The sequence below is a fragment of the Acidimangrovimonas pyrenivorans genome (assembly GCF_042643245.1).
Classification (GTDB): Bacteria; Pseudomonadota; Alphaproteobacteria; order Rhodobacterales; family Rhodobacteraceae; genus Acidimangrovimonas; species Acidimangrovimonas pyrenivorans.
In genome coordinates this window covers 189,460-210,813 of the sequence record NZ_JBHRSK010000017.1, presented here as the reverse complement: position 1 = coordinate 210,813, position 21,354 = coordinate 189,460, and the positions used below count along the sequence as shown (strand labels likewise).

Sequence of the window (21,354 nt, the reverse complement as noted above, 5' to 3'; positions counted from 1 at the left end):
GCCGGGGGCCAGCGGACTGCCCCGACACGCAGCGACAGCCCAGCCAGCCGAGCGGTTACGGGCGAGCTGAGGACGCTCGCACCGATGCGACCTGCGGTGCCGGAGGGCCATGCGGGCTCCGGGTCGCGCGGCAAGGAGACGGGGTGGAGCGAAAGGGCGCAGCAGATCGCCGCGCTGCCCCCCGTTCAGCCTGCCCGATATCCGGGCCCTGGCCGGCGACGCGCAGCGCCATGGCGACGCGGCGCTGGTGCGGCGGTTGACTATGCCCAAGGAGCCTGCCGGCGAAATGGGGGCGGCAGGCTCAGATCAGCCCGGCGCGCAGCAGCTTGGTCCCGGCGCGGCGGGTGAAATCGGCGCCCTTCCGGGGCAGCAGGCGATTGGCGGCGCCCTGGCCGAATTTCCGCAGCCCCCGCAACGTGCCGCAGGGCCGCGTCCAGCGCTCGAGCGAGCCTTCGCAGAGCGGCCGGCTGCGGTTCGAGAATTCACGTTTGTAACGCTGGGTGCCGCGGCCGAAATCGAGCTCGATCATGCCGGTTGCCGCCGCCTCCTCGATGCAGAGCAGCATCAGGATCAGACCCGGCGAGTAGCTGCCCAGTTCCTCGTCATAGGTCGGGAACCACCAGTGCCAGACCCGCGCCGAGCGCAGCCCGAAATGCACCGCGACCAGCCGGTCGCCGGCATAGAGCGTCGACAGGTAGCCGCCGAACTCCGGCTCCTGCGTGGCGCGCAGATCGTCGATCAGCCCGGCCAGCCAGGGTTCGGCCAGAAAGCCGCGCACGCCTTGCTTGCCGAGCGACCGCGCCTTCCAGTCGAGGAAACTCTGCCACGCGGCGGCCGAGGGATCGTGGGCCAGGAAGCGCAACTCGCCAAGCTCGCGCGTGAGCTTGCGGCGCTTGCGTTCGAGGGTCTTCAACGCGCTCGACCGGGCCCTGACCTCGCCGCGCCAGGCCTCGATCCCGTCGGACAGGTCGGCGCGGGGCGAGGCCGAGTGCCAAAAGGCGCCGGCGGCGAAGGGGGCCTGTTCGGCCAGCGCGTGGTTGAAGTCATAGGCCCCGAGGCCCGCGGCCACCAGCAGGTCGCCGGCGTCGGGCAGGCTGTCCGGCGCGGCGATCACGCCCTGATAGTCGGAGATCTGCCCGCCGACCGGGGCGCCGCAGCCGCCGGGCTTGCGGTGAAAGGGAAACAGGCCGGTGACGGTATTGCCGTCGCGCAGCACCGCGACGCGCAGATCGGGCCGATGGCGTCCGACCGCCTGGGTGAAACCGGGCGAAAAGAACGGATTGGCCAGGGCAGGCGACTGCGCCTGCAGCGCGTGCCACCGCGCGACGAGGTCCGGGCTGAGGGCGTCGGCCGGGAGGGTTTCGAAGGGTTCAGGCACGGGAAGCGGCAGGAGCAAGGATCATGGAAGGCCCGGCCGCAGCGGCCCGGGCCGGAGAAGAGGCGAAGCGTGACCGCAGGCTAGAGGATAGTGCCGACCGGGTCCAAGGGTTTTGCCGCATCTCCACGGTCAGCGCCGGCACACATCGATCACCACCCGCCCGGCGGCAGCGTCGAGGTGATGGCAGCCGATGAGACCGGGGAGGAAATCGGCCGAGAGATGGCGAATACGGCGCTCCTCGTAGCTGGTCGGGCTCAGCGCGACGATCTCCATCAGGTTCAGGCCGCGCCCATAGCTCCGGCCGCTGTTGTCCTGCGAGGGCCGCAGGAGTCGGCCGCCGATCTCGACCACCCGTCCGCCGCCGCGGGCGACCTCCGAGCCGATGACCACGGGGTTGAGCGGATGAGGTTCGATCCATGTCAGATCGGGTCCGTCGATGCGGAACAAGTGCAGCTCGCTCGACAGGTCACCGATGCTGTCGTTGCACAGGTTGGCGAACAGCCACCAGTCGGCGCCGTGCTGCAGCAAGACGGGATCCGCCGCTCCGACGCCGTCCAGGGTGGTCGCATGCAGGGTCCAGCCGGTCGGAAAATCGGTGCACCGCCAGATTTCGATCCGGCCGGCCTGATGCGTCTCGGGCATCATGAAGATCTCGCCGGCATGGCGAAAGATGAAGGGAAAGGACAGGTGGTAGGGGCGCGTCAGCGCGGGGCCGATCTCGGTCAGCCCGTCGTCCTCGATCCGGCCGACGGCGATATGGCCCAGCCCGTCGCGATAGGAATAGGATTCGAAAAAGCAGTAGAGCGCCTGATCGTGTTCGAACAGGAAGGGATCGGCGCGATAGTGCCGGTTGCGGTTGGGAGCCTCGACCGTGCGGGCGGGATCGAAATCCTCGATCTGGCCCGGCCCCAGCCGCAGCGAAAACGGACGCGGGGCGCCGCCGAGACGATGGCGCAGCTTGCGCGCCGCGCGCCCCGAGGCTTCGCCGAGGATGCGCGCGGCATAGCCGGGCAGGCTGCCGCCGCCGGGCGGTCGTGGCGGCCGCTCCGCGAGGCCGAGATCGGCCGGGGCCCCGGTCAGTGCCAGGCGGGCGAGTTCGCGCAGGATCATCTGCATCGACTTTTCGCGGGCGAAATCGAGGCTGCGCCCCAGCAGCAGCTTGGGCTGAAACGCGGCCCTCGCCACCAGGCGCGGCTCGGCCCCGGCGGCGGGCAGCCGGACGAGGGCGCAGGGCAGCAGCGTTTCCCCGCGCAGGACCGCGCCGCTCGCCGCGCCATCGGCCGGGTCGTCGACCGACAGGCGCCACAGCCCCGTGGTGGCACGGTCGGCAAGGCCCTCGGGCGAGGCGCCGCTGAGGTCGAGGACGACATCGCAGGGCGCCAGCTCAGCGGCGTCGGCGGGAAGCGGGACCGGGTCGGGCCGGCCCGCTTTCCACTCCGGGGGGCCGGCGCGGTCCGGCACCGCGACCGCCCGCCGTTCGAGCCGCAGCGCCCAGCCGGGCGCACCGGACAGATCCGCGCTTTCAGGGCCGGTGAAGACCTGCTGCAACACAAACCGCGGGTCACCGACCAACGCGTTCAGCAGGCGGCGGCTGGCTGGGCAATCGACGCGACGCGCCGCCAGGATCACCGTCACCCTTGGCGCCGTCCTGATGCCCTCAGTCGATTCCGGATGCTGCACCGCCACCCTCCGCGCCCATTTCTTCCAGTCTGCAGACAGGTGGCGGGCTGACAATAACCCATAAGGCGTACATGAAGCGGGAAAATCGCCCAGGGGGCCGTGACGCCTGCATCCCTGATCTCGAGGCGAGGAGACCATTGTCGGCAAAGGCGACTGCAGCGATGGGCGCAAGCGGACCCCGGTCGCGCACCGCCGTTGCCGCCATGATCGGGATCGAGAAGCGCCGCCGCCGTGCCGCCAGTACCGATCACGCCTGCCTGTGCTGCCGGAAGATCTTCGCCTCAGAGGGCCCGCATAACCGCCTGTGCGACTATTGCCGCCAGGGCGATGCCGACTGCTTCGCGGATTGGTCGACACGGACGCCTTCTGACGTCGGACGGGCCAGTTTCCTTGAAGAGCATTTCTGCGAGCTATTTCAGAGTGTTACTGGCGATCCCACGAGGACTCGAACCCCGAACCTGCTGATTAGAAGTCAGCTGCTCTATCCAGTTGAGCTATGGGACCGCTGGCCTCTATTTGCGCGAGCGGCCGGCCTGGTTCAAGCAAAACCTCCGCGCGCGCCCCGCAGGGCGCCCCGGTCAATCCAGTTTCAGGGTCATGAAGACGCTGTTGGGATCCTCGCGGTAATCGGCGAAGGGCGGGCAGGTCTCGAAACCGGCGGCGGCGTAGAGCGCGCGGGCCGGGGCGAATTCGGGCTCGGCGCCGGTTTCCAGGCTGATCCGCACCATGCCGTCGGCCCGCGCCGTGGCGACGAGGTGGTCGAGCAGCCGCCGCGCCAGACCGCGGCCGCGCGCCTCGGCGGCGATATGCATCGACTTGATCTCGGCCAGCCCGCCGGCGTGCTCCTTGAGCGCCCCCATGCCCAGCAGCCGGGCGCCCTCGCGCAGGGTGAAGAAGCGGATGCCCGGCCCGGCCAGTTCGGCCGGTTCCAGCGCGTGAACGCTCTCGGGCGGCGAGGTGTCGCGCATCAACTGCAGGTGGCGGTCGAGCAGCACACCCACCTCGGGCGACAGCGGATCGTCGGGGACAATCATCAGCTCGGTCTCGGTCATTTGGCGTTCAATGCCCCCATGTCCTGCCCGTTGATCAGCAGATGCCCCGCGGACGAGGTTTCCAGCTTCCATTCCAGGCCGCCATCGGCATCGGGCCTGGCCAGCCCGCGGGCCATCATCATCGCCGGCACGATCTGCCGTTTGACCGCATCCGGCGCGGCGTTGAGCTTGTCGAGCACGTTGGCATAGCCCGTGGCGTTGATCAGGCCGGTAATCGTCGGCGCCGCGTTGGCCAGGCCGACCTGCATGTCGCCGGCCATCGCCAGCGAGTAGCCCGCGCCCGTCACGCCGCTCGACTTGGTCGAGAGCGTCAGCGTGCCGGACGGAAAGATCGCCTTGGTGAAGGCAGCGTCGCCGGGGTCCTTGGCGTCCGCCTTCGCCGCGTCGATCGCCAGCTTCGCCAGCTTTTCGAGGTTGTAACCCGTCACCGTAGCGTCGACGCGCAGCGTCTTCGGCAGCAGCGAGGAGGCCCAATCCGGCAACAGGCCTTCGGGCGGATGCAGCCCCTCGGCGGTCACTGCCGCGCTCAGCCGGCCGTCGGGCACGATCCCGTTCATGCCGACCTTCACCCCGACCTTGTCGAGGCTGACCGGCCCTTGCGGCGTTTTCGTGGTGAAATCGTCCAAGCCGACCGACAGCTGCAAGTGGTCGAAAACCGGCAGGAGGGCGGAGACCTTGGTCAGCAGTTCCGCCCGCCCCGCCTTGATCTCGGCTTTCGACGGGTGCGCGACGAGCCAGCGAACCAGCGCAGAGATCTCGGCCTGTCGCATACCGGTGCCGACAACGGTCTCCGAGAACCTGTCGGCTGTTATGTCAAGCGGCTCTGCCCCCTGGCCGGAGGCGGCATCGGGGCCGGTGGCGGGCCCGCTTGCAACCTGTTCACGGAAATCGTGGCCGGTCTCGGTGAACCTGATGTCGAGTCCGCTGGCCCCTTGCGTGACCACGGTTTCAGCATGCAACTCCGCGACCTGATGGGCGGTCTTGGTGCTTTCCTTGCCGTCCAGGAACGTCCGCTGCACGCCGGAGAGCTTCTTCATGTCGGCCACGGCATGGGTCATCGCCATCAGGTTGGCATCGAACACCCCGGTCTGGGTCGCGCTGGCAATGTGCATTTCCTGCGCCAGGCGGCCCTTGAGCGACAGCTTGATGTCTATCGGCTGCGCCGGCATATCGACGCCCCACAGCCCATTCCCCTGGTCGGCCAGTTCAACATCGATGGGCGCGATGGTGACGCTGACAGGCTCCGGCAGGGTGGCGAGCGCCCGCGACAGATCGAGATGCAGGTGGTAGCTGTCGCCGTCGGGCGTCACCGAGACGGTGCCCGGCGCCTTGCCCAGATAGGTCTGCAGCGCCGCTTCGATGTGCCGGCTTTCGGCCTCGGTGGCGGTGCCCGCAAAAGCCGGCACCGTTGCCAGCACGGCAAGGCCGAGCCCCGCCGCGACAGAATGAATTTTCATGAAACCGCCTCCCGAAATCGTATCACCGGCGCCGCCCCGAATGGCCGCGCCGGCCGATCTTGGAGGTCCGACCGGTGCTTGTCCAGCCCGGTCCGGCGGCCGGGCTCAGTGCGTCCAGACGGTGCGGCGGTCGGTGGCGAAATTCTCGCCATAGCCGCGGGCGCGGATGTTGGGCTTGCGCTGGTGCGGCCTGGCGACGGTGTAGTCGAGCCCGTGCTCGCGCGCGTAATCCTCGGCCTCTTCCAGCGTCTCGAAGCGCAGCCGCACCTGGCTCTGGGTGTCGGCCGAGCTGGTCCAGCCCATCAGCGGGTCGAGGTTGCGCGGCGCCGCCGGATCGAATTCCAGCACCCAGTTATGGGTCTTGGCGGTCCCGGACTGCATGGCGGTTTTCGCGGGCTGATAGATGCGTGCGCGCATGGTTCCCTCTCGGCTTTGGTCGGCCCGTTATCGTGAATGTTCGCCACCGGCGCAAGGGCTTCGATGCGCCGCTCCGCGCGCCGGCCGCCGCCCCGCCGGAAGCGCCCCGATCTCCGGCCTGCGACAGTCTGGCTCTCGACAGTTACACCCGCTTATGCGCATATGCGCATATAAAGGAGTTCAACGGATGATTCTTCCGATTCTCACCGCGCTTGCCGAACCCACCCGGCTGGGGGCGATGCGGCTGCTAGGGGACGGCGGCGAGCATTGCGTCTGCGAATTGATGGCCAAGCTCGACGCCACCCAGTCACGGATGTCGCGCCATATGGGGGTGCTGAAAGCCGCCGGTCTGGTGACCGACCGCCGCGATGCGCAATGGGTTCGCTACCGCGTCAATCCCGATCTCGCGCCCGAACTGCGCCGGGTGCTCGAGGCCGTGCTGGCGGCCGCCTCCGACAATGAAAGGAACGCCGCATGAGCGTGATCCCGCAGGAAACCCCGCAGGGCGGGATGCCCGGATGGACCTCGAGCGCGGCCGTCGCCGCCGGCGTCGCGGCCTGGTGGGTTGTCTACCGCCAGCTTCCGGCGCTGTCCGAATGGATCGTCTCGCTGCTGCCGGTCGATCGCGCCGGCCATGCCGGCGAAGCCCTGGCCTTCTTCTTCTACGACGTGCCCAAGGTGATGATGCTGCTGACGCTGATCGTCTTCGCCATGGGCGTGGTGCGCAGCTTCTTCAGCCCCGAGAAGACCCGCGCCCTGCTCTCGGGCAAGCGCGAGGGCGTCGGCAACGTGATGGCCGCCGGGCTGGGCGTGCTGACGCCGTTCTGCTCGTGCTCGGCGGTGCCGCTGTTCATCGGCTTCGTCTCGGCCGGCATCCCGCTCGGGGTGACATTCTCCTTCCTGATCGCCGCACCGATGGTCAACGAGGTGGCGCTGATCCTGCTGATCGGCCTGGTCGGCTGGCCCGTCGCCCTGGTCTACCTGGGCTTCGGCCTCGCCATCGCGGTGCTGGCCGGCTGGGTGATCGGCCGGCTGCATGTCGAGGGCTGGCTCCAGGACTGGGTCCGCGACATCCATTCCGGCGCCGCCACCCCGGGCGCGGTCGAAAGCGAGGCCCTGACCCTGCCAAACCGCTATCGCCAGGGCATCGAAGCAGTGCGCGAGATCTTCGCCAAGGTCTGGCTCTGGATCATCCTCGGCATCGCCATGGGGGCGCTGATCCACGGCTACGTGCCGCAGGACCTGATGGTGCGCATCATGGGGGCGGGCACCTGGTGGTCGGTGCCGGCCGCGGTGCTGATGGGGGTGCCGATGTATACCAACGCCGCCGGCGTGATCCCGATCGTCGAGGCGCTGCTGGGCAAGGGCGCGGCGCTTGGCACGGTGCTGGCCTTCATGATGTCGGTGATCGCGCTGTCCCTGCCCGAGATGATCATCCTGCGCCAGGTTCTCAAGCTGCGCCTGATCGCCGTGTTCATCGCCGTGGTCGCCAGCGGCATCCTCGGCGTCGGCTTCCTGTTCAACGCCCTGCTCTGAGGAGAGAGAAATGAAGGACATCAAGGTCTACGGTCCCGGCTGCAAACGCTGCCAGACGACCGAACAGATGGTCAAGGACGCGGCCGCCAGGCTGGGCGTCGAGGTCGCGGTCGAGAAGGTCACCGACATGGCCGCCATCGCCCGCGCCGGGGTGATGGCGACCCCCGGCATCAGCATCGACGGCAAGCTGGTCCATGCCGGCGGCCTGCCCGACGCCGCCAAGCTCGAGGACTGGCTGCAAGCCGGCTGAGCGGCCGCGCCCGGCCCTCCGGCTGCGCCGCGCCCTGCGCGCCGCGACGGCGAGGGGCTGTCTGCCCCTCGCGCTCCCCGAGGATACTTTTCCTGAGAGGAAGGAGAGACACCCCCCTTCCTCTCAGCGAAAATATCCCGGGGTCCGGGGCAGAGCCCCGGTCCTTCCGGCCGTTTCCGTGTCCCGGGGTTGAACCGGAACAAAAACAGATCAAATCTGGGGCAGCCCCGAGGAATCAGCCATGCCCCACAACAATACCAACGCCCCCGTCGCGCGGCCTGACGTGCTCACCCGCCCCAAGCTGGAGGGCGGCAAGCGGTTCGTGATGCAGACGCCGTTCAAGCCGGCCGGCGACCAGCCGACCGCGATCGCCGAGCTTGCGGCCGGCGTGACGGATGGCGAGCGTGACCAGGTGCTGCTGGGCGCCACCGGCACCGGCAAGACCTACACCATGGCCAAGGTGATCGAGGAGACCCAGCGCCCGGCGATCATCCTCGCCCCGAACAAGACGCTGGCGGCCCAGCTCTATGGCGAGTTCAAGGGCTTCTTCCCCGACAACGCGGTCGAGTATTTCGTTTCCTATTACGACTACTACCAGCCCGAGGCCTACGTGCCGCGCTCGGACACCTATATCGAGAAGGAATCGATGATCAACGAGCAGATCGACCGGATGCGCCACTCGGCCACCCGGGCGCTGCTCGAACGCGACGACGTCATCATCGTCGCCTCGGTCTCCTGCATCTACGGCATCGGCTCGGTCGAGACCTATTCGGCGATGACCCAGGACCTGGTGACGGGCGAGGCCTACGACCAGCGTCAGGTCATGGCCGAGCTGGTCGCCCAGCAATACAAGCGCAACGACCAGGCGTTCCAACGCGGCTCGTTCCGGGTCCGGGGCGACAGCCTGGAAGTCTGGCCCGCCCACCTCGAGGACCGGGCCTGGCGCTTTTCCTTCTTCGGCGAGGAGCTGGAGGCGATCACCGAATTCGATCCCCTCACCGGCGCCAAGACCGACACCTTCAAGCAGATCCGGATCTACGCCAACTCGCATTACGTCACGCCGCGGCCGACGATGCAGCAGGCGATCATCGGCATCAAGAAGGAGCTGCGCCAGCGCCTCGACCAGCTGGTCGCCGAGGGCAAGCTCTTGGAAGCGCAGCGGCTGGAGCAGCGCACCAGCTTCGACCTCGAGATGCTGGAGGCCACCGGCGTCTGCAACGGCATCGAGAACTACTCGCGCTACCTGACCGGCCGGGCGCCGGGCGAGCCGCCGCCGACCCTGTTCGAGTTCATCCCCGACAGTGCCATCGTCTTCGCCGACGAAAGCCACGTCACGGTGCCCCAGATCGGCGGCATGTATCGCGGCGACTACCGGCGCAAGTTCACCCTCGCCGAGCACGGTTTCCGCCTGCCGTCGTGCATGGACAACCGGCCGCTGAAATTCGAGGAATGGGACGCGATGCGGCCGCAATCGGTCTTCGTCAGCGCCACCCCCGCGGCCTGGGAGCTGGAGCAGACCGGCGGCGTCTTCACCGAGCAGGTGATCCGCCCCACCGGCCTGCTCGACCCGGAGGTGGAAATCCGCCCGGTCGAGATGCAGGTCGACGACCTGCTCGACGAGGTCCGCAAGGTCACCGCCAACGGCTACCGCACCCTGGTGACGACCCTGACCAAGCGGATGGCCGAAGACCTGACCGAGTACCTGCACGAGCAGGGCATCAAGGTGCGCTACATGCATAGCGACATCGACACGATCGAGCGGATCGAGATCCTGCGCGACCTGCGGCTGGGGGCCTTCGACGTCCTGATCGGCATCAACCTGCTGCGCGAGGGCCTCGACATCCCCGAATGCGGGCTGGTGGCGATCCTCGACGCCGACAAGGAGGGCTTCCTGCGCTCGGAAACCTCGCTGATCCAGACCATCGGCCGCGCCGCCCGCAACGCCGACGGCCGTGTCATCATGTATGCCGACCGCATCACCGGCAGCATGGAGCGGGCGCTGAAGGAGACCGAGCGCCGGCGCGTCAAGCAGATGGCCTATAACGAGGAACACGGCATCACGCCCGAGACGGTGAAGAAGAATGTCGAGGACGTTCTCGCCGGGCTCTACCAGGGCGACACCGACATGAACCGGGTGACGGCCAAGATCGACAAGCCGATGCACGGCGCCAATCTTGAGGCCCATCTCGACGGGCTGCGGGCCGACATGCGCAAGGCGGCCGAGAACCTGGAATTCGAGGAGGCGGCAAGGCTGCGCGACGAGATCAAGCGGCTGGAAGCGGTCGACCTCGCCGTCTCGGACGATCCGCTGGCCCGGCAGTCGGCCGTCGACGACGCGGTCGAGGCCGCCGGCGCGGCGAAAGGGCGGAGCACCGCCGGGCGGCCGGGGCAGAGAGGTGGGGTTAAGAGGAAGCGGGGGCGGTAAGACGCGTGAGCACAGACGAAACCAAAGACGTTCTCCGTCGGGCAGAAGAAACCTTGATGACAGCCGAATTTGGTCTGACAGACCTCTCTTCGAAGGATAAAAGGCGGCGAATGGTTGGGCTGCGCAATGTTATTGTGTTCGGGCGCTCTGTGACGTTCGTGCTTCAAAACCTTCGCGGTAAAGAAGCTAGGTTTGATGCTTGGTATGAACCAATTGTTGAACAAATGAAGAGCGATCCAGTGTTTCGGTATTTCCTCAACGCACGAAACAAACTGGAGAAACAAGGGCGCCTGAACACAACAACGGCCGCAAGCATTACATCCTTTTCATCGTCCGACATTGAGAAGTTTGGACCTCGGCCGCCCGGCACCGTAGGCTTCTTTATCGGTGATCAGCTCGGAGGTTCCGGGTGGGAGGTTGAGCTGCCTTCTGGAGAGACAGTAAAATACTATGTTGAGTTACCAAGTGAGATTGGAAGCGTAGAACAAACATTTTCTGATCTTGACGATGATCTGTATAGGCCAATCCAAGGCAAGACAGTCGATGAACTGTGCTCCGAATATATCCGCAAACTGTCTGCAGTCTTGGATTCAGCCCGATCCGAGTTTTTGTATGAACCACCGGCACAGTGGGTTGGGAAAAAGAGGCTTCCCAGCTATCTCAGGATCGTGAAGTAGCCCTTCAAACTCGTGGACCATTCCGCACAACACGATCAGATACGTTTTCACTCCCCTCCCCAATACAAAAGCGGGGACGCCAAGCGCCCCCACCCGTCACCCACCCATCACTTCCGGCTGGCCTTCATCATCCACAGTTCCTTCTCGTGCCATTCCAGCCGGTCGGTCAGCAGCCCGGCCGAGGGCTCGTCGCCGGCCTCCTGGGCCGTGGCGATGGCGGTGCGCAGCTCGTCGGCCAGCGCCTCGTGGCCGGCGATCAGGGCGGCGACCATGGCGTCGGCCGATTGCGCCGGCGCCGGGGCGTCTCCGGCCAGCGCCACCAGTTCGGCCAGCGAGGCCGGGGCATAGGCGCCGAGGCTGCGGATGCGTTCGGCGATCTCGTCCAGCGCCTCCCACAGGTTCTGGTACTGCTCCTCGAAGGTGGCGTGGAGCTGGCGGAATTCCGGCCCTTCGACATTCCAGTGATAGGCATGGGTCTGGGCATAGAGGCCGAAGCTCCCGCCCAGGATGCGGGACAGGGCGTCGATATTGGCTTGCTTGGCGGTCATGGGATCACTCCTTGTCGGTAATGGGTTGTGTCAGAACGGCCTTGGAAAGGGCCCCGGCAATCCTGCTGCCGGGGCCGGGCGCACCGGTCAGAGGGTGCGGGTCGAGAAATACCAGTCGACAGTGTCATAGCCCTCGTCGGCGCGCGCAAGGGCACCTTCGGGCGTCGCCGGCGGCGGCACGATCACCGCGTCGCCCGGCCGCCAGTTCTCGGGCATGGCGCATTTGTTCTCGTCGGCGGTCTGCAGCGCGACCAGCAGCCGGTGGATCTCGTCGACCGAGCGGCCGGCATTCATCGGGTAGTAGACCATGGCGCGCAGCACGCCCTCGGGGTCGATGATGAAGGTGGCGCGCACCGCCGCCGTGTCCGAGGCGCCGGGCTGGATCATGCCATAGGCCTGGGCCACGGCCATGTTCAGGTCGGCGATGATCGGGAACTTGATCTCGACGCCGAACTTCTCCTTGATGTTCAGCATCCAGGCGATGTGGCTGTAGTGGCTGTCGATCGACAGGCCGAGCAGCTCGGTATTCCGGGCGGCGAACTCGTCCTGGCGCTTGGCGAAGGCGATGAATTCGGTGGTGCAGACCGGGGTGAAGTCGGCCGGGTGCGAGAACAGGATCAGCCACTTGCCCTTGTAGTCGGCAAGGGTCTTGCGGCCGTCGGTCGTGGGGGCGTCGAAGGCCGGCGCCGGGGCGTTCAGTTGCGGCATCTGCGGTTGGATCACTTCGGACATTTTCAGGTTCCTCATGCGGGTTTCTGTCTTGCGGTGACCCAGATTTAGGGGCTGGCGTATGATTGGTGAAATTGATTATACATCTATCAGTAATAGAGGCCTTCTATATGATTCCAGGCATCACCCTGCGCCAGCTCGGCTTCCTTGTCGCGGTGGCGGATACTCTGAATTTCTCGCGTGCCGCAGAGACCTGCTTCGTCACCCAGCCGACGCTGAGCGCCGGGCTGAAGGAGCTTGAGGAACGGCTGGGCGTGGTGCTGGCCGAGCGCACCAAGCGTTCGGTGATCCTGACCCCGGTCGGCAAGGAGATCGCGGCGCGGGCAAGGGCCGTGCTGCTGGCCGCACGCGAGATCGAGGAACTGGCCAAGGTCCAGGCGGCGCCCGAGGGCGGCGAGCTGCGGCTGGGCGCGATCCCGACCATCGGCCCCTACCTGATCCCGCGCGCCCTGCCCGGGATCCGCAGCGCCTTCCCCGACCTGCGGCTGCTGCTGCGCGAGGAGATGACCGAGCAATTGCTCGACGGGCTGCACAAGGGGCGGCTCGACCTGATCCTCTTCGCCCTGCCCTTCGACGCGCCGGGGATCGAGGTGATGGAGCTGTTCGACGACGGCTATCACCTGGCCGCGCCGCCGGGCAGCTTCGGCCCCGATCCGGTGCGCGGCGCCCAGCTCGACGGCGCCAAGCTGATGCTGCTGGAGAAGGGCCATTGCCTGCAGCGCCACGCGCTTTCGGCCTTTCCCGACCGCGATATCGAGCAGGACGAGAGCTTCTCGGCGACCTCGCTGGCGACGCTGATCTCGATGGTCAGCGAGGGCTTGGGGATCACGCTGCTGCCCGACCTGGCGCTGGATGCCGGGGTGCTGGGCGGGCAGGAGGTGGCGATTGCGCCGCTGCCCGACGCCTGCCCGCGCCGCGTCGTCCTGGCCTGGCGCGCGACCTCGGCCCGGGGTGCGCTGTTCCGCAAGCTGGGCGAGATCCTGCAGCGGACGCGGCAGCTGACCCGGCAATAGGGCCTCGAGACCCGGTGCATCCAGGAAAAGGGGCCGCTCGCAAGAACGGCCCCCGCAGTCGATCCCGGTGTCGGCGGTCAGGCGGTCTGGTCGTCCAGCTTGGCCTCCGGCGCGTTCTTCTTGACCGACTCGATGCCGTTGTCGCGGGCGCTTTCGCTGCTGTAGGATTCGCTGGTGCCGATCACCTGGCCGTTGGTGGCCTTGAGGTTGAACATCGGCTTGCCCGACGACGTCTCCTTGCGCTCGTAGCGTTCGTCCACCGGGGCGTTCTTGCGCACCGAGGCGATGCCGTTCTCGGCGCTTGCCTTCTGCTTGTAGCCCTCGCTGACGAGGATGATCTCTCCGTTCCCGGCCTTGAGCCGGAAGCGATACTCGCCCGCCTTGTCCTGATAGAGCTCGAATTTTCCGGCCATCGTCATACCCCTTGAAAGAAATCCGTTTGCCGAACCGATTTGAGGCAAAAACGCGGGGAATGGCAACGAATTCCTGTCCCGGGCCGTCAGCCGCGCCGGCGGGCGGGCGCCGGTCAGAAGCGCAGCAGATGGGCGCGGCCGTGGTCGAACAGCCGCCGGTTCAGCGCCTCGGCCTCGGCCAGCCCGGCCTCGAGGGCGAAGACGAAGGCCTGGGTCAGGTAGAAGCAGGCGGCAGGGATGTCGCCCACCGCCTCGCGCGCGTCCCCGGCCCGGGTGTAGAGGGCGACCAGCGCGGCCGCATCGCCCTCGGCATGCGCCGCGAGCAGCTTGCGGTCCAGCTCCGCCAGTTCCACCGGCCCCGCTCCCACGCCTAGGACCCGGGCGCCGAGGCCCTGCGGCCGGCCTCGACCTGCGTCGCGACCCAGTGGTGGAAGTTGTGCGTCGGCCCGTCCATCGCCGGAGAGAAGCGGCCGCCGTCGAACAGCGCGCCATGGCGGCCCTTCTGCATGCCCTCGACGACGAAGACGTCCTCTTCGAACACCGTTTTCCACAGCTGCGCGTTCGCGGCGCGCAGGCCGCCCAGCTCGGGCGTGCTCCCGGTCGGCCGGGTGTAGTAGAGCTCGATCGTCTCGACCGTGCGCTCGCAATCCACCGGGTCGAGCACGAAGGCGAAGGCATGGTCGCGTTGCACGCCGAGCATCACGTTGGGATAGACGACGATGTATTCCGCGCCCTGCTCCCATTTCTCGCCCAGACCGGCGAAATCGGGCAGCGTCCGGCCTTCGTCGTCGGTGAGCTGGCGATAGACATGGGTGCCCTGCCCCGAATACCGGCCCAGCCTCTCGATGTTGTAGTGGTCCTCGAGCCGCGAATAGCTGTTCAGGCCCGGATGGACCCAGGGCAGGTGGTAGCTTTCGCAGAAATTCTCGACCGCCAGCTTCCAGTTCGCGGCCAGCTCGAGCCGCACGGTCGAGCCCTCGCCGCCATGATACATCGGCTGGTCGAATTCCTTCCAGCGCCCCATCAGCTCGCCATGCACGTCCTCGAATGCGGGCGCGGTGCCGTCGATATTGACGAAAACCACGTCGCGCCAGACGAAGGAGCGGATGCGGATCAGGCCCAGCTCCTCCTGCCTGATATCGGTATGGGTGTTCTGGCCCGGGCCGCCGACATGCGGCGTGCCGCGCAGCGCGCCGTTCAACCCGTAGCACCAGCTGTGATAGGGGCAGCGGATGGCGCCGCGGATTGTCCGCGGCGCCTCGACCAGGATCATGCCGCGATGGCGGCAGGTGTTCTGGAACACGTTGATCGACCCGTCGCGGTCGCGCACCATCAACAGCGGCATGCCGAGGAAATCCACCGGCCGGGCGTCGCCGGTCTCGGGAATGTCCTTGCCGAAGCCGATGCCGGACCAGTTGGCGAACAGGACCGAGCGTTTCTCTTCGGCGAAAACGGCCGGGTCGGTGTAATGCGCGTTCGGCAGGCCATTGGCGACATTGACCGATTGCAGGACGGAACCAAGGGGGCCGTGCTTGTTCATCCGACATCCTCCTGAGCGGGCACGCCCGGAAAAATGCGGCACGGGGGCGACCCCTCTCAATACGGGAAAAGCTAAATCTGGGGTGAACCCGGCTCACCTGAGCCCGCTGTTCACCTCCTGCACGATCCAGTCCCGCAACCGTCGCGCGGCCTCGGACAGCTCTTCTTCCGGCCGCCCGACGAGATGGAAGCGGTGGGCGGCGGCGCTGACATGGGGCCCGATCGGGTGGAGCTGCCCCGTCATCAGCAAGGGCCGCACGAGGCGCTGCCACCCCAGCGCCAGCCCGGCGCCGTCCTGCGCCGCCTGCAGCGCGACCGAGTAGTTGTTGACGCGGATGCCGGGCGCGATCGGCCCGTCATAGCCCAGCCCGAGAAACCAGTCCTGCCAGGTGGCCCAGCTCTTGTTGTTCGACTCGAGATGGATCAGGCGCTCGCCCGCCAGGGCCGCGAGCGCGCAGCCCGCCAGGCGGTCGGCATGTTCCCTGTCCCCGACCGGCAGCAGGTGATCGCGGAACAGTTCGGTCTGGGTCATGCGGCTGTCCGGCTCGCGGCCGTAGCGGATATAGAGGTCGACCTCGTTGGTGTTGAGGAACTGCTCGTCCTGGATGCTCTGGTTGACGTCGACATCCGGGTGCGCGCGCCAGAAGCGGATCACCGTCGGCGACAGCCAGAGCGAGGCGACGGCCGAGGTCGAGCCGACGGTGACCTTGTTGCCGCTATGGCGGTCCTGGATGCTCTTCAGGCATTGCGAGACCTTGGCGAAGCTCGACGCCAGCGCCTCGTAGAGGCTTTCGCCCTCGGCGGTCAGCTCGACCCCCCGGTGCTTGCGCCGGAACAGCTGCGCCCCCAGTTCGCCCTCCAGCGCCTTGATCTGGTGGCTGACGGCGCCCGGCGTCACCGAAAGCTCCTGCGCGGCGTTCTTGAAACTGAGGTGCCGCGCCGCCGTCTCGAAGGCGGCGAGCGTCGTCAACGGCGGCAGATGGTAGTAGCGGCGGGACATGGCCTCACGCTCCGGCTGCGCGCTCGGTTGAGATCGCTTCAATCGAGCATGAGATTTTCTGCCATCGAAGGCGCGGCCCTGTTCGCCGGAATGCGACCGGGGCGACGGGGTCAGCGACATCCTGCGCCCGCACAGCAGGCAGGAGAGCCGAATGGAAACGCACCGCGCCGGCCTCGTCGGCAAGACGCAGCTGAGCCCGGGCAGCGCCGATTTCCGCTTGCAACTCGAACCCGGACGGTGCACCGGCCTCGAGCCTGGCGCCCTTGGCTACAGCAGCCGCAGCCGGAAGGCGCAGAATTGCAGTTTCCTGGCAGTCTCATGGCAGTCTCGACACCTGGCGCGGGCCCCGGTTGCCCATCCGCCACACTTGCACGACTTCCGCCACCAGCAGGCCGCTGAGGGCGGCGGCACAGTCAAGATGAACAAAATATCATTTGTCAGAATATAATGACATATGTATCTTCACCGACGAAACCGACCCTGACCGCAAGACCGAAAGCGAGACCCCGCCGTGGAAAACCAGAAGACCACCGAAGAAGTCGCGCGCGGCATCCGGCGCCGCGTCTTCGAGCATTCGATGCGCAACAATGGCGGCTATCTCAGCCAGGCCTGCTCGGCCGCCGAGCAGCTCGCCTTCCTCTACAACGAGGCGCTCAATCTCGGACAGCCGACCCTGCCGGAAGTGCCGCGCCCCTTTGGCGGCGTGCCCTCGGCAGACAATCCCGACTATGTCACCGGCGCCGGCTATAACGGCCCGTTCGAGCCGCATTACGACCGGCTGTTCATCGCCCCGGCCCATTACGCTCTGGTCGCCTATGCGACGCTGATCGAGGTCGGGCGGATGGCACCCGAGGGGTTGGAGATGTTCAACAAGGACGGCTCCTCGGTCGAAATGATCGGGGCCGAGCATTCGCCGGGCATGGAGGTCCATAACGGCACGCTGGGGATCGGCCTGTCGACCGGCGCCGGCCTCGCCTGGGGCCGCAAGCGCAAGGGCGAGCCTGGCGAGGTCTGCGTCTTCATGTCGGATGGCGAGGTACAGGAAGGCCAGACCTGGGAGGCGGTGCAGGCCGCCGCCCATCACGGCATCGACAATCTGTGGGCGATCATGGACGTCAACCGCCAGCAATGCGACGGCGCGATGGACAGCGTGATGGAGGTCGGCGACATCGCCACCAAGCTGCGCGATTTCGGCGCGGTGGTGGTCGAGATCGACGGCCACGACCTCGATGCGATGCGCCAGGCGAAAGCCGAGCCGCATGAGGGCCGGCCGCTGATCATCCTCGCCAATACCTCGCCGACGCAGGGCATGAGCTTCCTGCAGCGCCGCTTTCCGCGGCTACACTATGTGCGCTTCAAGAGCGAGGAAGAGCGTGCCGAGATGAACCGGGAAATCGCCGCCGAGCTGGGCATCGCCCCGATCGACTACGGCCACTGAGGAGAGACGCGATGGTCGAAATGGTCAACCGCCCCTATGCGGGCGCCTTTGAGAAATACGCGGTGCAGCATCCCGAGGTGCTGTGCCTCTCGGCCGACCTCACCTCGAGCTGCGAGATCGACGGCTTCCGCGACCGTCATCCCGGGCAGTTCCTGTCGATGGGCATGGCCGAGCAGAACATGCTGAGCTTCGCCGGCGGGCTCGGCCTTGCCGGGTTCCGGCCCTTCATCCACACCTTCGGCGTCTTCCTCTACCGCCGCCCCTATGACCAGCTGATGGCCTCGATCGCCTATCCCCGGCGCAAGGTGCGGCTGATGGGCTTCCTGCCCGGCGTCACCACTCCCGGCGGCATGACCCACCAGGCGATCGAGGACATCTCGATCATGCGCACCATCCCCAACATGACGGTGCTGGAGGCCGGCGACGCGACCGAGGTCGAGGGCATCGTCGAGGCCGCCGACAGCATCGACGGGCCGGTCTATTGCCGGGTGCTGCGCGGGTCGGTGCCGCGGTTGTTCGACAGTCCGCTCAAGGTGGGCGAATTGCGGGTGCTGTCCGAAGGAACCGACGTGCTGGTGATCACCGCCGGCATCACCACCGAGGAGGCGATCCGCGCCCGCGGCGCGCTCGAGAAGGCCGGGGTATCCGTGCGTCATCTCCATCTCAACACGCTCAAGCCCTTCGACGCGGCAACGATCCTCGCCCATGCCGCCGAGGTCCGCCACGGCATCGTCACCCTCGAGAACCATCTCGTCGCCGGCGGCATCGGCTCGATGACCGCCGAGGCGCTGGCCGAGGCGGGGATGGCGAAGCGGCTGATCCGGCTCGGCCTGCAGGACACTTACGCCCATGGCGGCTCGCGCCCCTATCTGATGAAATACTACGGCATGGACGCGCTGGCCCTGGTCCGCGCGATCGAAGAACTGACCGGGCAGCAGACCGGTATCGGAGAAGAGGCACTTGAAGCGGTGCGGGTCGATGCGGTCCATTCGGCGGTGAAGGCCGAGGCGCTGTGATGCGGTTCGCCGTCAGCTACCGCATCTTCGCCGCCGATCCCGCCGAGGCGCGGGCGCGGGCCGAGGGCATCGCGCTGGAACAGACCGTCGAGATCCCGCGCGACGTGGTGCCGGCGGGCTTTGTCGAGGACGAGATCCTCGGCCGGATCGAGGAGATCGGGCGCGAGGGCGAAGGACGGTTCCGCGCCACGATCTCCTACAGCCCGGCCAGCGCCGGGGACGAGATCACCCAGTTCTTCAACGTCATCTTCGGCAATTCATCGATCCAGCGCGGGCTGCGGGTGATCGGGATCGAGCCGGGCGAGGAGATGGCCCGCCGCCATCCCGGCCCGCGCTTCGGCAGCGCCGGCATCCGCGCGCTCTGCGGCCGGCCCGCCGGCGGGATGATCGCGCCGGTGCTGAAACCCCAGGGGCTCGACGCCGAGGCGCTGGCCCGCATCGGCTATCTCTGCGCCAGGGGCGGGGCCGATATCGTCAAGGAAGATCATGGCATAACCGACCAGCCGATGGCCCCGTTCCGCGAGCGGGTCGAGAAGACCGCCGCCGCGGTCGCCCGGGCCAACGCGGAGACCGGGCGCAGGGCGCTCTATTTCCCGTCGCTCGCCGGTCAGGCAGACGAGCTCGAGGCCAATATCCGCTTCGCCAAGGCGGCCGGGGCGGACGGGCTCCTGATCATGCCGGGGCTGCTGGGCTTCGGCGTGGTTTCGCGGATCGCGCGCGACCCGGCGCTGAACCTGCCGGTGATGACCCATCCCAGCTTCCTCGGGCCCTATGTGCTGTCGCCCGACACCGGCTTCGACCACGGGGTGATCTTCGGCACGCTGCAGCGCATCGCGGGGGCCGACATCTCGGTCTTTCCCAATGTCGGCGGCCGCTTCGGCTTCAGCGTCGCGGAGTGCCGCCAGATCGCCGACGCCTGCCGCGTGCCCGAAGGCCCCGGCCGGGCGATGCTGCCCAGCCCCGGCGGCGGCATGAGCGTCGAGCGGGCGGCGGACATGGCGGCGATGTATGGCCCGGATGTGGTCTATCTGCTCGGCGGCTCGCTGCTGCGGCTGGGCGAGCGGATCGGCGAGGGCATCGCGGCGATGCGCGCCGCGCTCGACGCGGCCGAGGCGGAGCGGGCCTAGAAGGTCGTCCATCTGCCCCGGCCTCTCGTTGCCATTCGACCGGAAAGGCAAGCCGCGCCGGAGCACGCAGCCCGCAAGCGCGTGCAAGGTGCCCTAGAAAATCACGCCCTTGCGCAGGATGAAGCAGCCGAAGGGCCGCGTCTCGGTGCAGCGCAGCACGGCGAAGCCCCCGGCCGCGCGGGCGTAGAAGTCCTGCCGCCCGATCGAGCCGATGGCGCCGCCTTCGGGCATCTCGGCCTCCAGCACCGCCAGCGCCTCGGCGTGCACCGGGTCCGGCTGGTCCCCCTTGCCGTCCACCTCCATCCACAGCGCGCCGGCGGGCACGAAAGGGTCGAGCGGCAGCAGGGCGCAGATCAGCGAAATCGCCTGCGGCGCAGTGAAGCCCGGCAGCTCGACCACCCGGCCCGAGACGGTGGCGGCGGCGGTCGAATGGGCGGGGTAGTTGCAGTCGACCACCGCGATCTCGTCGCCATGGCCCATCCGCATCAGCGTGTCCAGCAGCTCTGCCGGCATCCGCGGGTCGATCCCCTTGAGCATGATATCCTCCCGATAGGAATGGGCCGGGGCCCGAAGGCCCCGGCCCGGCTGCCGTGAGTGGTCGGTGGTCTTAACGCTGCGGCAGCGGCATCCAGGCCGGCACCGAGACATCGGCATGGGCGAAGGCCGGAACCTTCTTGCCCAGTTCGGCCATGTTCTTGATATCCAGATCGTTGAGCATCTTCTGGGTGATCAGGGTCGGCGGCACGATCACGTTGTGGCCCGGATCCTGCCCGGCCAGCAGCATCGCCAGCGAGCGCACCGAGACCTCGCCGACCACCGCCGGGTTGGTCGCCGCCGTCGCCTTCCAGGCCGAGCCCGGCTCGCGCATCGACTGGATGTCGGCGGTCGAGATATCGGCCGAGTAGATCGAGACCCGGTCCGACATGCCGGCCTCGTCGACCGCGATCTTCACGCCCTTGGCGAATTCATCGTAGGGGGCGAACATCACGTTGATGTTGGGATGCGCCGAGAGCACCGAGCGCGCCTGGTTGGCGACCGAGTTGGCGATCGGGTTGTCGAGCGTGCCGAATTCGGCGACCTGCTTGATCCCCGGATTGTCCTTCTTGACCTGCACCCAGGTCTCGTTGCGGCGGTCGAGCGGCGCGATGCCGGGCACATAGACATAGCCGGCGGTGAAGCTGTTGCCATTGTCCTTGATCGCCTGCTCCAGCGCCAGCCGGGCGAGGTCGCGGTCGGACTGCTCGATCTGCGGGATCTTCGGGTTGTCGACATCGACGTCGAAAGCCACGACCTTGATCCCGGCCGCTACCGCGCGCTGCGCGGCGTTCTTCATCGACTCGGTCAGCCCGTGCTGGATGATGATCCCGTCGACGCCCAGCGCGATCGCCTGATCGACCATGTCGGCCTGCAGCGCCGCGTCCTGGCGGCTGTCGAAGATGCGCAGATCGACGCCGAGCGCCTTGGCCTGGGCCTGCACGCCGGACAGGTAGGCCTCGAAGAAGTCGCCCGTGGACAGGTAGCGCACCAGCGCGATCTTGACCTTGCCCGGGTTGTCGAACGGCTTGGGCATGTCGGCCGCCCAGCCAAGCGACGGCATCAGCGCCACGGCCCCCATCAGGCCGGCAAATGTTCTTCTGTTAATCATGTATTCCTCCCGAG

The 21,354-nt window shown here is 67.4% G+C and carries 23 protein-coding genes and 1 tRNA gene; 10 read left to right on the top strand and 14 right to left on the bottom strand.

The features are described from left to right. Positions 1-301: 301 nt before the first annotated feature. From ACFOES_RS19165 to ACFOES_RS19140, 6 genes are all read right to left on the bottom strand, one after another. Positions 302-1,378, bottom strand: a complete 1,077-nt coding sequence (locus tag ACFOES_RS19165) for a GNAT family N-acetyltransferase (protein WP_377834998.1) — start codon at positions 1,376-1,378, stop codon at positions 302-304. 129 nt (positions 1,379-1,507) lie between these two features. Next, entirely contained in the window at positions 1,508-3,058 is a 1,551-nt protein-coding gene (locus tag ACFOES_RS19160; RefSeq protein WP_377834997.1) for a glucosamine inositolphosphorylceramide transferase family protein, read from the bottom strand. A gap of 427 nt (positions 3,059-3,485) precedes the next feature. Continuing rightward, positions 3,486-3,562 (bottom strand) — tRNA-Arg (locus tag ACFOES_RS19155). Between the two features lie 74 nt (positions 3,563-3,636). Continuing rightward, the gene (locus ACFOES_RS19150) at positions 3,637-4,110 is read right to left on the bottom strand and encodes a GNAT family N-acetyltransferase (protein ID WP_377834996.1); all 474 of its coding nucleotides are present in this window, start codon (positions 4,108-4,110) and stop codon (positions 3,637-3,639) included. Continuing rightward, complete coding sequence (locus ACFOES_RS19145; RefSeq protein ID WP_377834994.1) at positions 4,107-5,528, bottom strand: hypothetical protein; 1,422 nt, start codon at positions 5,526-5,528, stop codon at positions 4,107-4,109. Before ACFOES_RS19145 ends, ACFOES_RS19150 begins: the two co-directional genes overlap by 4 nt. 144 nt (positions 5,529-5,672) lie before the next feature. Next, positions 5,673-5,984, bottom strand: a complete 312-nt coding sequence (locus ACFOES_RS19140) for an ETC complex I subunit (protein WP_377834993.1) — start codon at positions 5,982-5,984, stop codon at positions 5,673-5,675. 187 nt (positions 5,985-6,171) lie between these two features. Here ACFOES_RS19140 and ACFOES_RS19135 point away from each other — a divergent pair, with 187 nt between their 5' ends. The 5 genes from ACFOES_RS19135 (at position 6,172) to ACFOES_RS19115 (ending at position 10,872) form a co-directional block, all read left to right on the top strand. Next, complete coding sequence (locus tag ACFOES_RS19135) at positions 6,172-6,462, top strand: ArsR/SmtB family transcription factor (RefSeq protein WP_377834991.1); 291 nt, start codon at positions 6,172-6,174, stop codon at positions 6,460-6,462. Next, a complete protein-coding gene (locus ACFOES_RS19130; RefSeq protein ID WP_377834989.1) occupies positions 6,459-7,520 on the top strand; it encodes a permease in 1,062 nt (353 codons plus the stop codon). Before ACFOES_RS19135 ends, ACFOES_RS19130 begins: the two co-directional genes overlap by 4 nt. A gap of 10 nt (positions 7,521-7,530) precedes the next feature. Then, entirely contained in the window at positions 7,531-7,770 is a 240-nt protein-coding gene (locus ACFOES_RS19125; protein WP_377834988.1) for a thioredoxin family protein, read from the top strand. A 241-nt stretch (positions 7,771-8,011) separates the two neighbouring features. After that, a complete protein-coding gene (gene uvrB, locus ACFOES_RS19120) occupies positions 8,012-10,195 on the top strand; it encodes an excinuclease ABC subunit UvrB (RefSeq protein ID WP_377834986.1) in 2,184 nt (727 codons plus the stop codon). A gap of 5 nt (positions 10,196-10,200) precedes the next feature. Further along, the gene (locus ACFOES_RS19115) at positions 10,201-10,872 is read left to right on the top strand and encodes a hypothetical protein (RefSeq protein WP_377834985.1); all 672 of its coding nucleotides are present in this window, start codon (positions 10,201-10,203) and stop codon (positions 10,870-10,872) included. Between the two features lie 107 nt (positions 10,873-10,979). Here the strand turns inward: ACFOES_RS19115 and ACFOES_RS19110 are convergent, their stop codons facing one another. After that, positions 10,980-11,420: a Dps family protein gene (locus ACFOES_RS19110; RefSeq protein ID WP_377834983.1), complete on the bottom strand. Its 441-nt coding sequence runs from the start codon at positions 11,418-11,420 to the stop codon at positions 10,980-10,982. A gap of 87 nt (positions 11,421-11,507) precedes the next feature. Next, positions 11,508-12,167, bottom strand: a complete 660-nt coding sequence (locus ACFOES_RS19105) for a peroxiredoxin (protein WP_377834981.1) — start codon at positions 12,165-12,167, stop codon at positions 11,508-11,510. A 92-nt stretch (positions 12,168-12,259) separates the two neighbouring features. Between ACFOES_RS19105 and ACFOES_RS19100 the strand changes: the two genes are divergently transcribed. Then, complete coding sequence (locus ACFOES_RS19100; protein ID WP_377834980.1) at positions 12,260-13,162, top strand: hydrogen peroxide-inducible genes activator; 903 nt, start codon at positions 12,260-12,262, stop codon at positions 13,160-13,162. Between the two features lie 77 nt (positions 13,163-13,239). On the opposite strand, the gene ACFOES_RS19095 is transcribed toward ACFOES_RS19100, so the two are convergent. The 4 genes from ACFOES_RS19095 to ACFOES_RS19080 form a co-directional block, all read right to left on the bottom strand. Beyond that, complete coding sequence (locus ACFOES_RS19095; RefSeq protein ID WP_377834979.1) at positions 13,240-13,575, bottom strand: YegP family protein; 336 nt, start codon at positions 13,573-13,575, stop codon at positions 13,240-13,242. Positions 13,576-13,688: 113 nt separating this feature from the next. Further along, complete coding sequence (locus tag ACFOES_RS19090; protein WP_377834978.1) at positions 13,689-13,928, bottom strand: hypothetical protein; 240 nt, start codon at positions 13,926-13,928, stop codon at positions 13,689-13,691. A 17-nt stretch (positions 13,929-13,945) separates the two neighbouring features. Then, positions 13,946-15,115, bottom strand: a complete 1,170-nt coding sequence (locus tag ACFOES_RS19085) for an aromatic ring-hydroxylating oxygenase subunit alpha (protein ID WP_377834977.1) — start codon at positions 15,113-15,115, stop codon at positions 13,946-13,948. A 93-nt stretch (positions 15,116-15,208) separates the two neighbouring features. Next, positions 15,209-16,114: a LysR substrate-binding domain-containing protein gene (locus tag ACFOES_RS19080; protein WP_377834976.1), complete on the bottom strand. Its 906-nt coding sequence runs from the start codon at positions 16,112-16,114 to the stop codon at positions 15,209-15,211. 151 nt (positions 16,115-16,265) lie between these two features. Between ACFOES_RS19080 and ACFOES_RS19075 the strand changes: the two genes are divergently transcribed. The 4 genes from ACFOES_RS19075 to ACFOES_RS19060 all read left to right on the top strand — a co-directional run bounded on the left by ACFOES_RS19075 (position 16,266) and on the right by ACFOES_RS19060 (position 19,695). Beyond that, on the top strand, positions 16,266-16,562 hold the full coding sequence (locus ACFOES_RS19075; RefSeq protein WP_377834974.1) for a hypothetical protein: 297 nt from the start codon (positions 16,266-16,268) through the stop codon (positions 16,560-16,562). A 63-nt stretch (positions 16,563-16,625) separates the two neighbouring features. Next, the gene (locus ACFOES_RS19070) at positions 16,626-17,552 is read left to right on the top strand and encodes a transketolase (protein ID WP_377834973.1); all 927 of its coding nucleotides are present in this window, start codon (positions 16,626-16,628) and stop codon (positions 17,550-17,552) included. A gap of 11 nt (positions 17,553-17,563) precedes the next feature. Further along, a complete protein-coding gene (locus tag ACFOES_RS19065; RefSeq protein WP_377834971.1) occupies positions 17,564-18,568 on the top strand; it encodes a transketolase family protein in 1,005 nt (334 codons plus the stop codon). After that, on the top strand, positions 18,568-19,695 hold the full coding sequence (locus ACFOES_RS19060; RefSeq protein WP_377834969.1) for a RuBisCO large subunit C-terminal-like domain-containing protein: 1,128 nt from the start codon (positions 18,568-18,570) through the stop codon (positions 19,693-19,695). Before ACFOES_RS19065 ends, ACFOES_RS19060 begins: the two co-directional genes overlap by 1 nt. A gap of 93 nt (positions 19,696-19,788) precedes the next feature. Here the strand turns inward: ACFOES_RS19060 and ACFOES_RS19055 are convergent, their stop codons facing one another. Then, complete coding sequence (locus ACFOES_RS19055) at positions 19,789-20,232, bottom strand: RbsD/FucU family protein (protein WP_377834968.1); 444 nt, start codon at positions 20,230-20,232, stop codon at positions 19,789-19,791. Between the two features lie 70 nt (positions 20,233-20,302). Further along, positions 20,303-21,340, bottom strand: a complete 1,038-nt coding sequence (locus ACFOES_RS19050) for a substrate-binding domain-containing protein (RefSeq protein ID WP_377834966.1) — start codon at positions 21,338-21,340, stop codon at positions 20,303-20,305. Between the last annotated feature and the right edge of the window lie 14 nt (positions 21,341-21,354).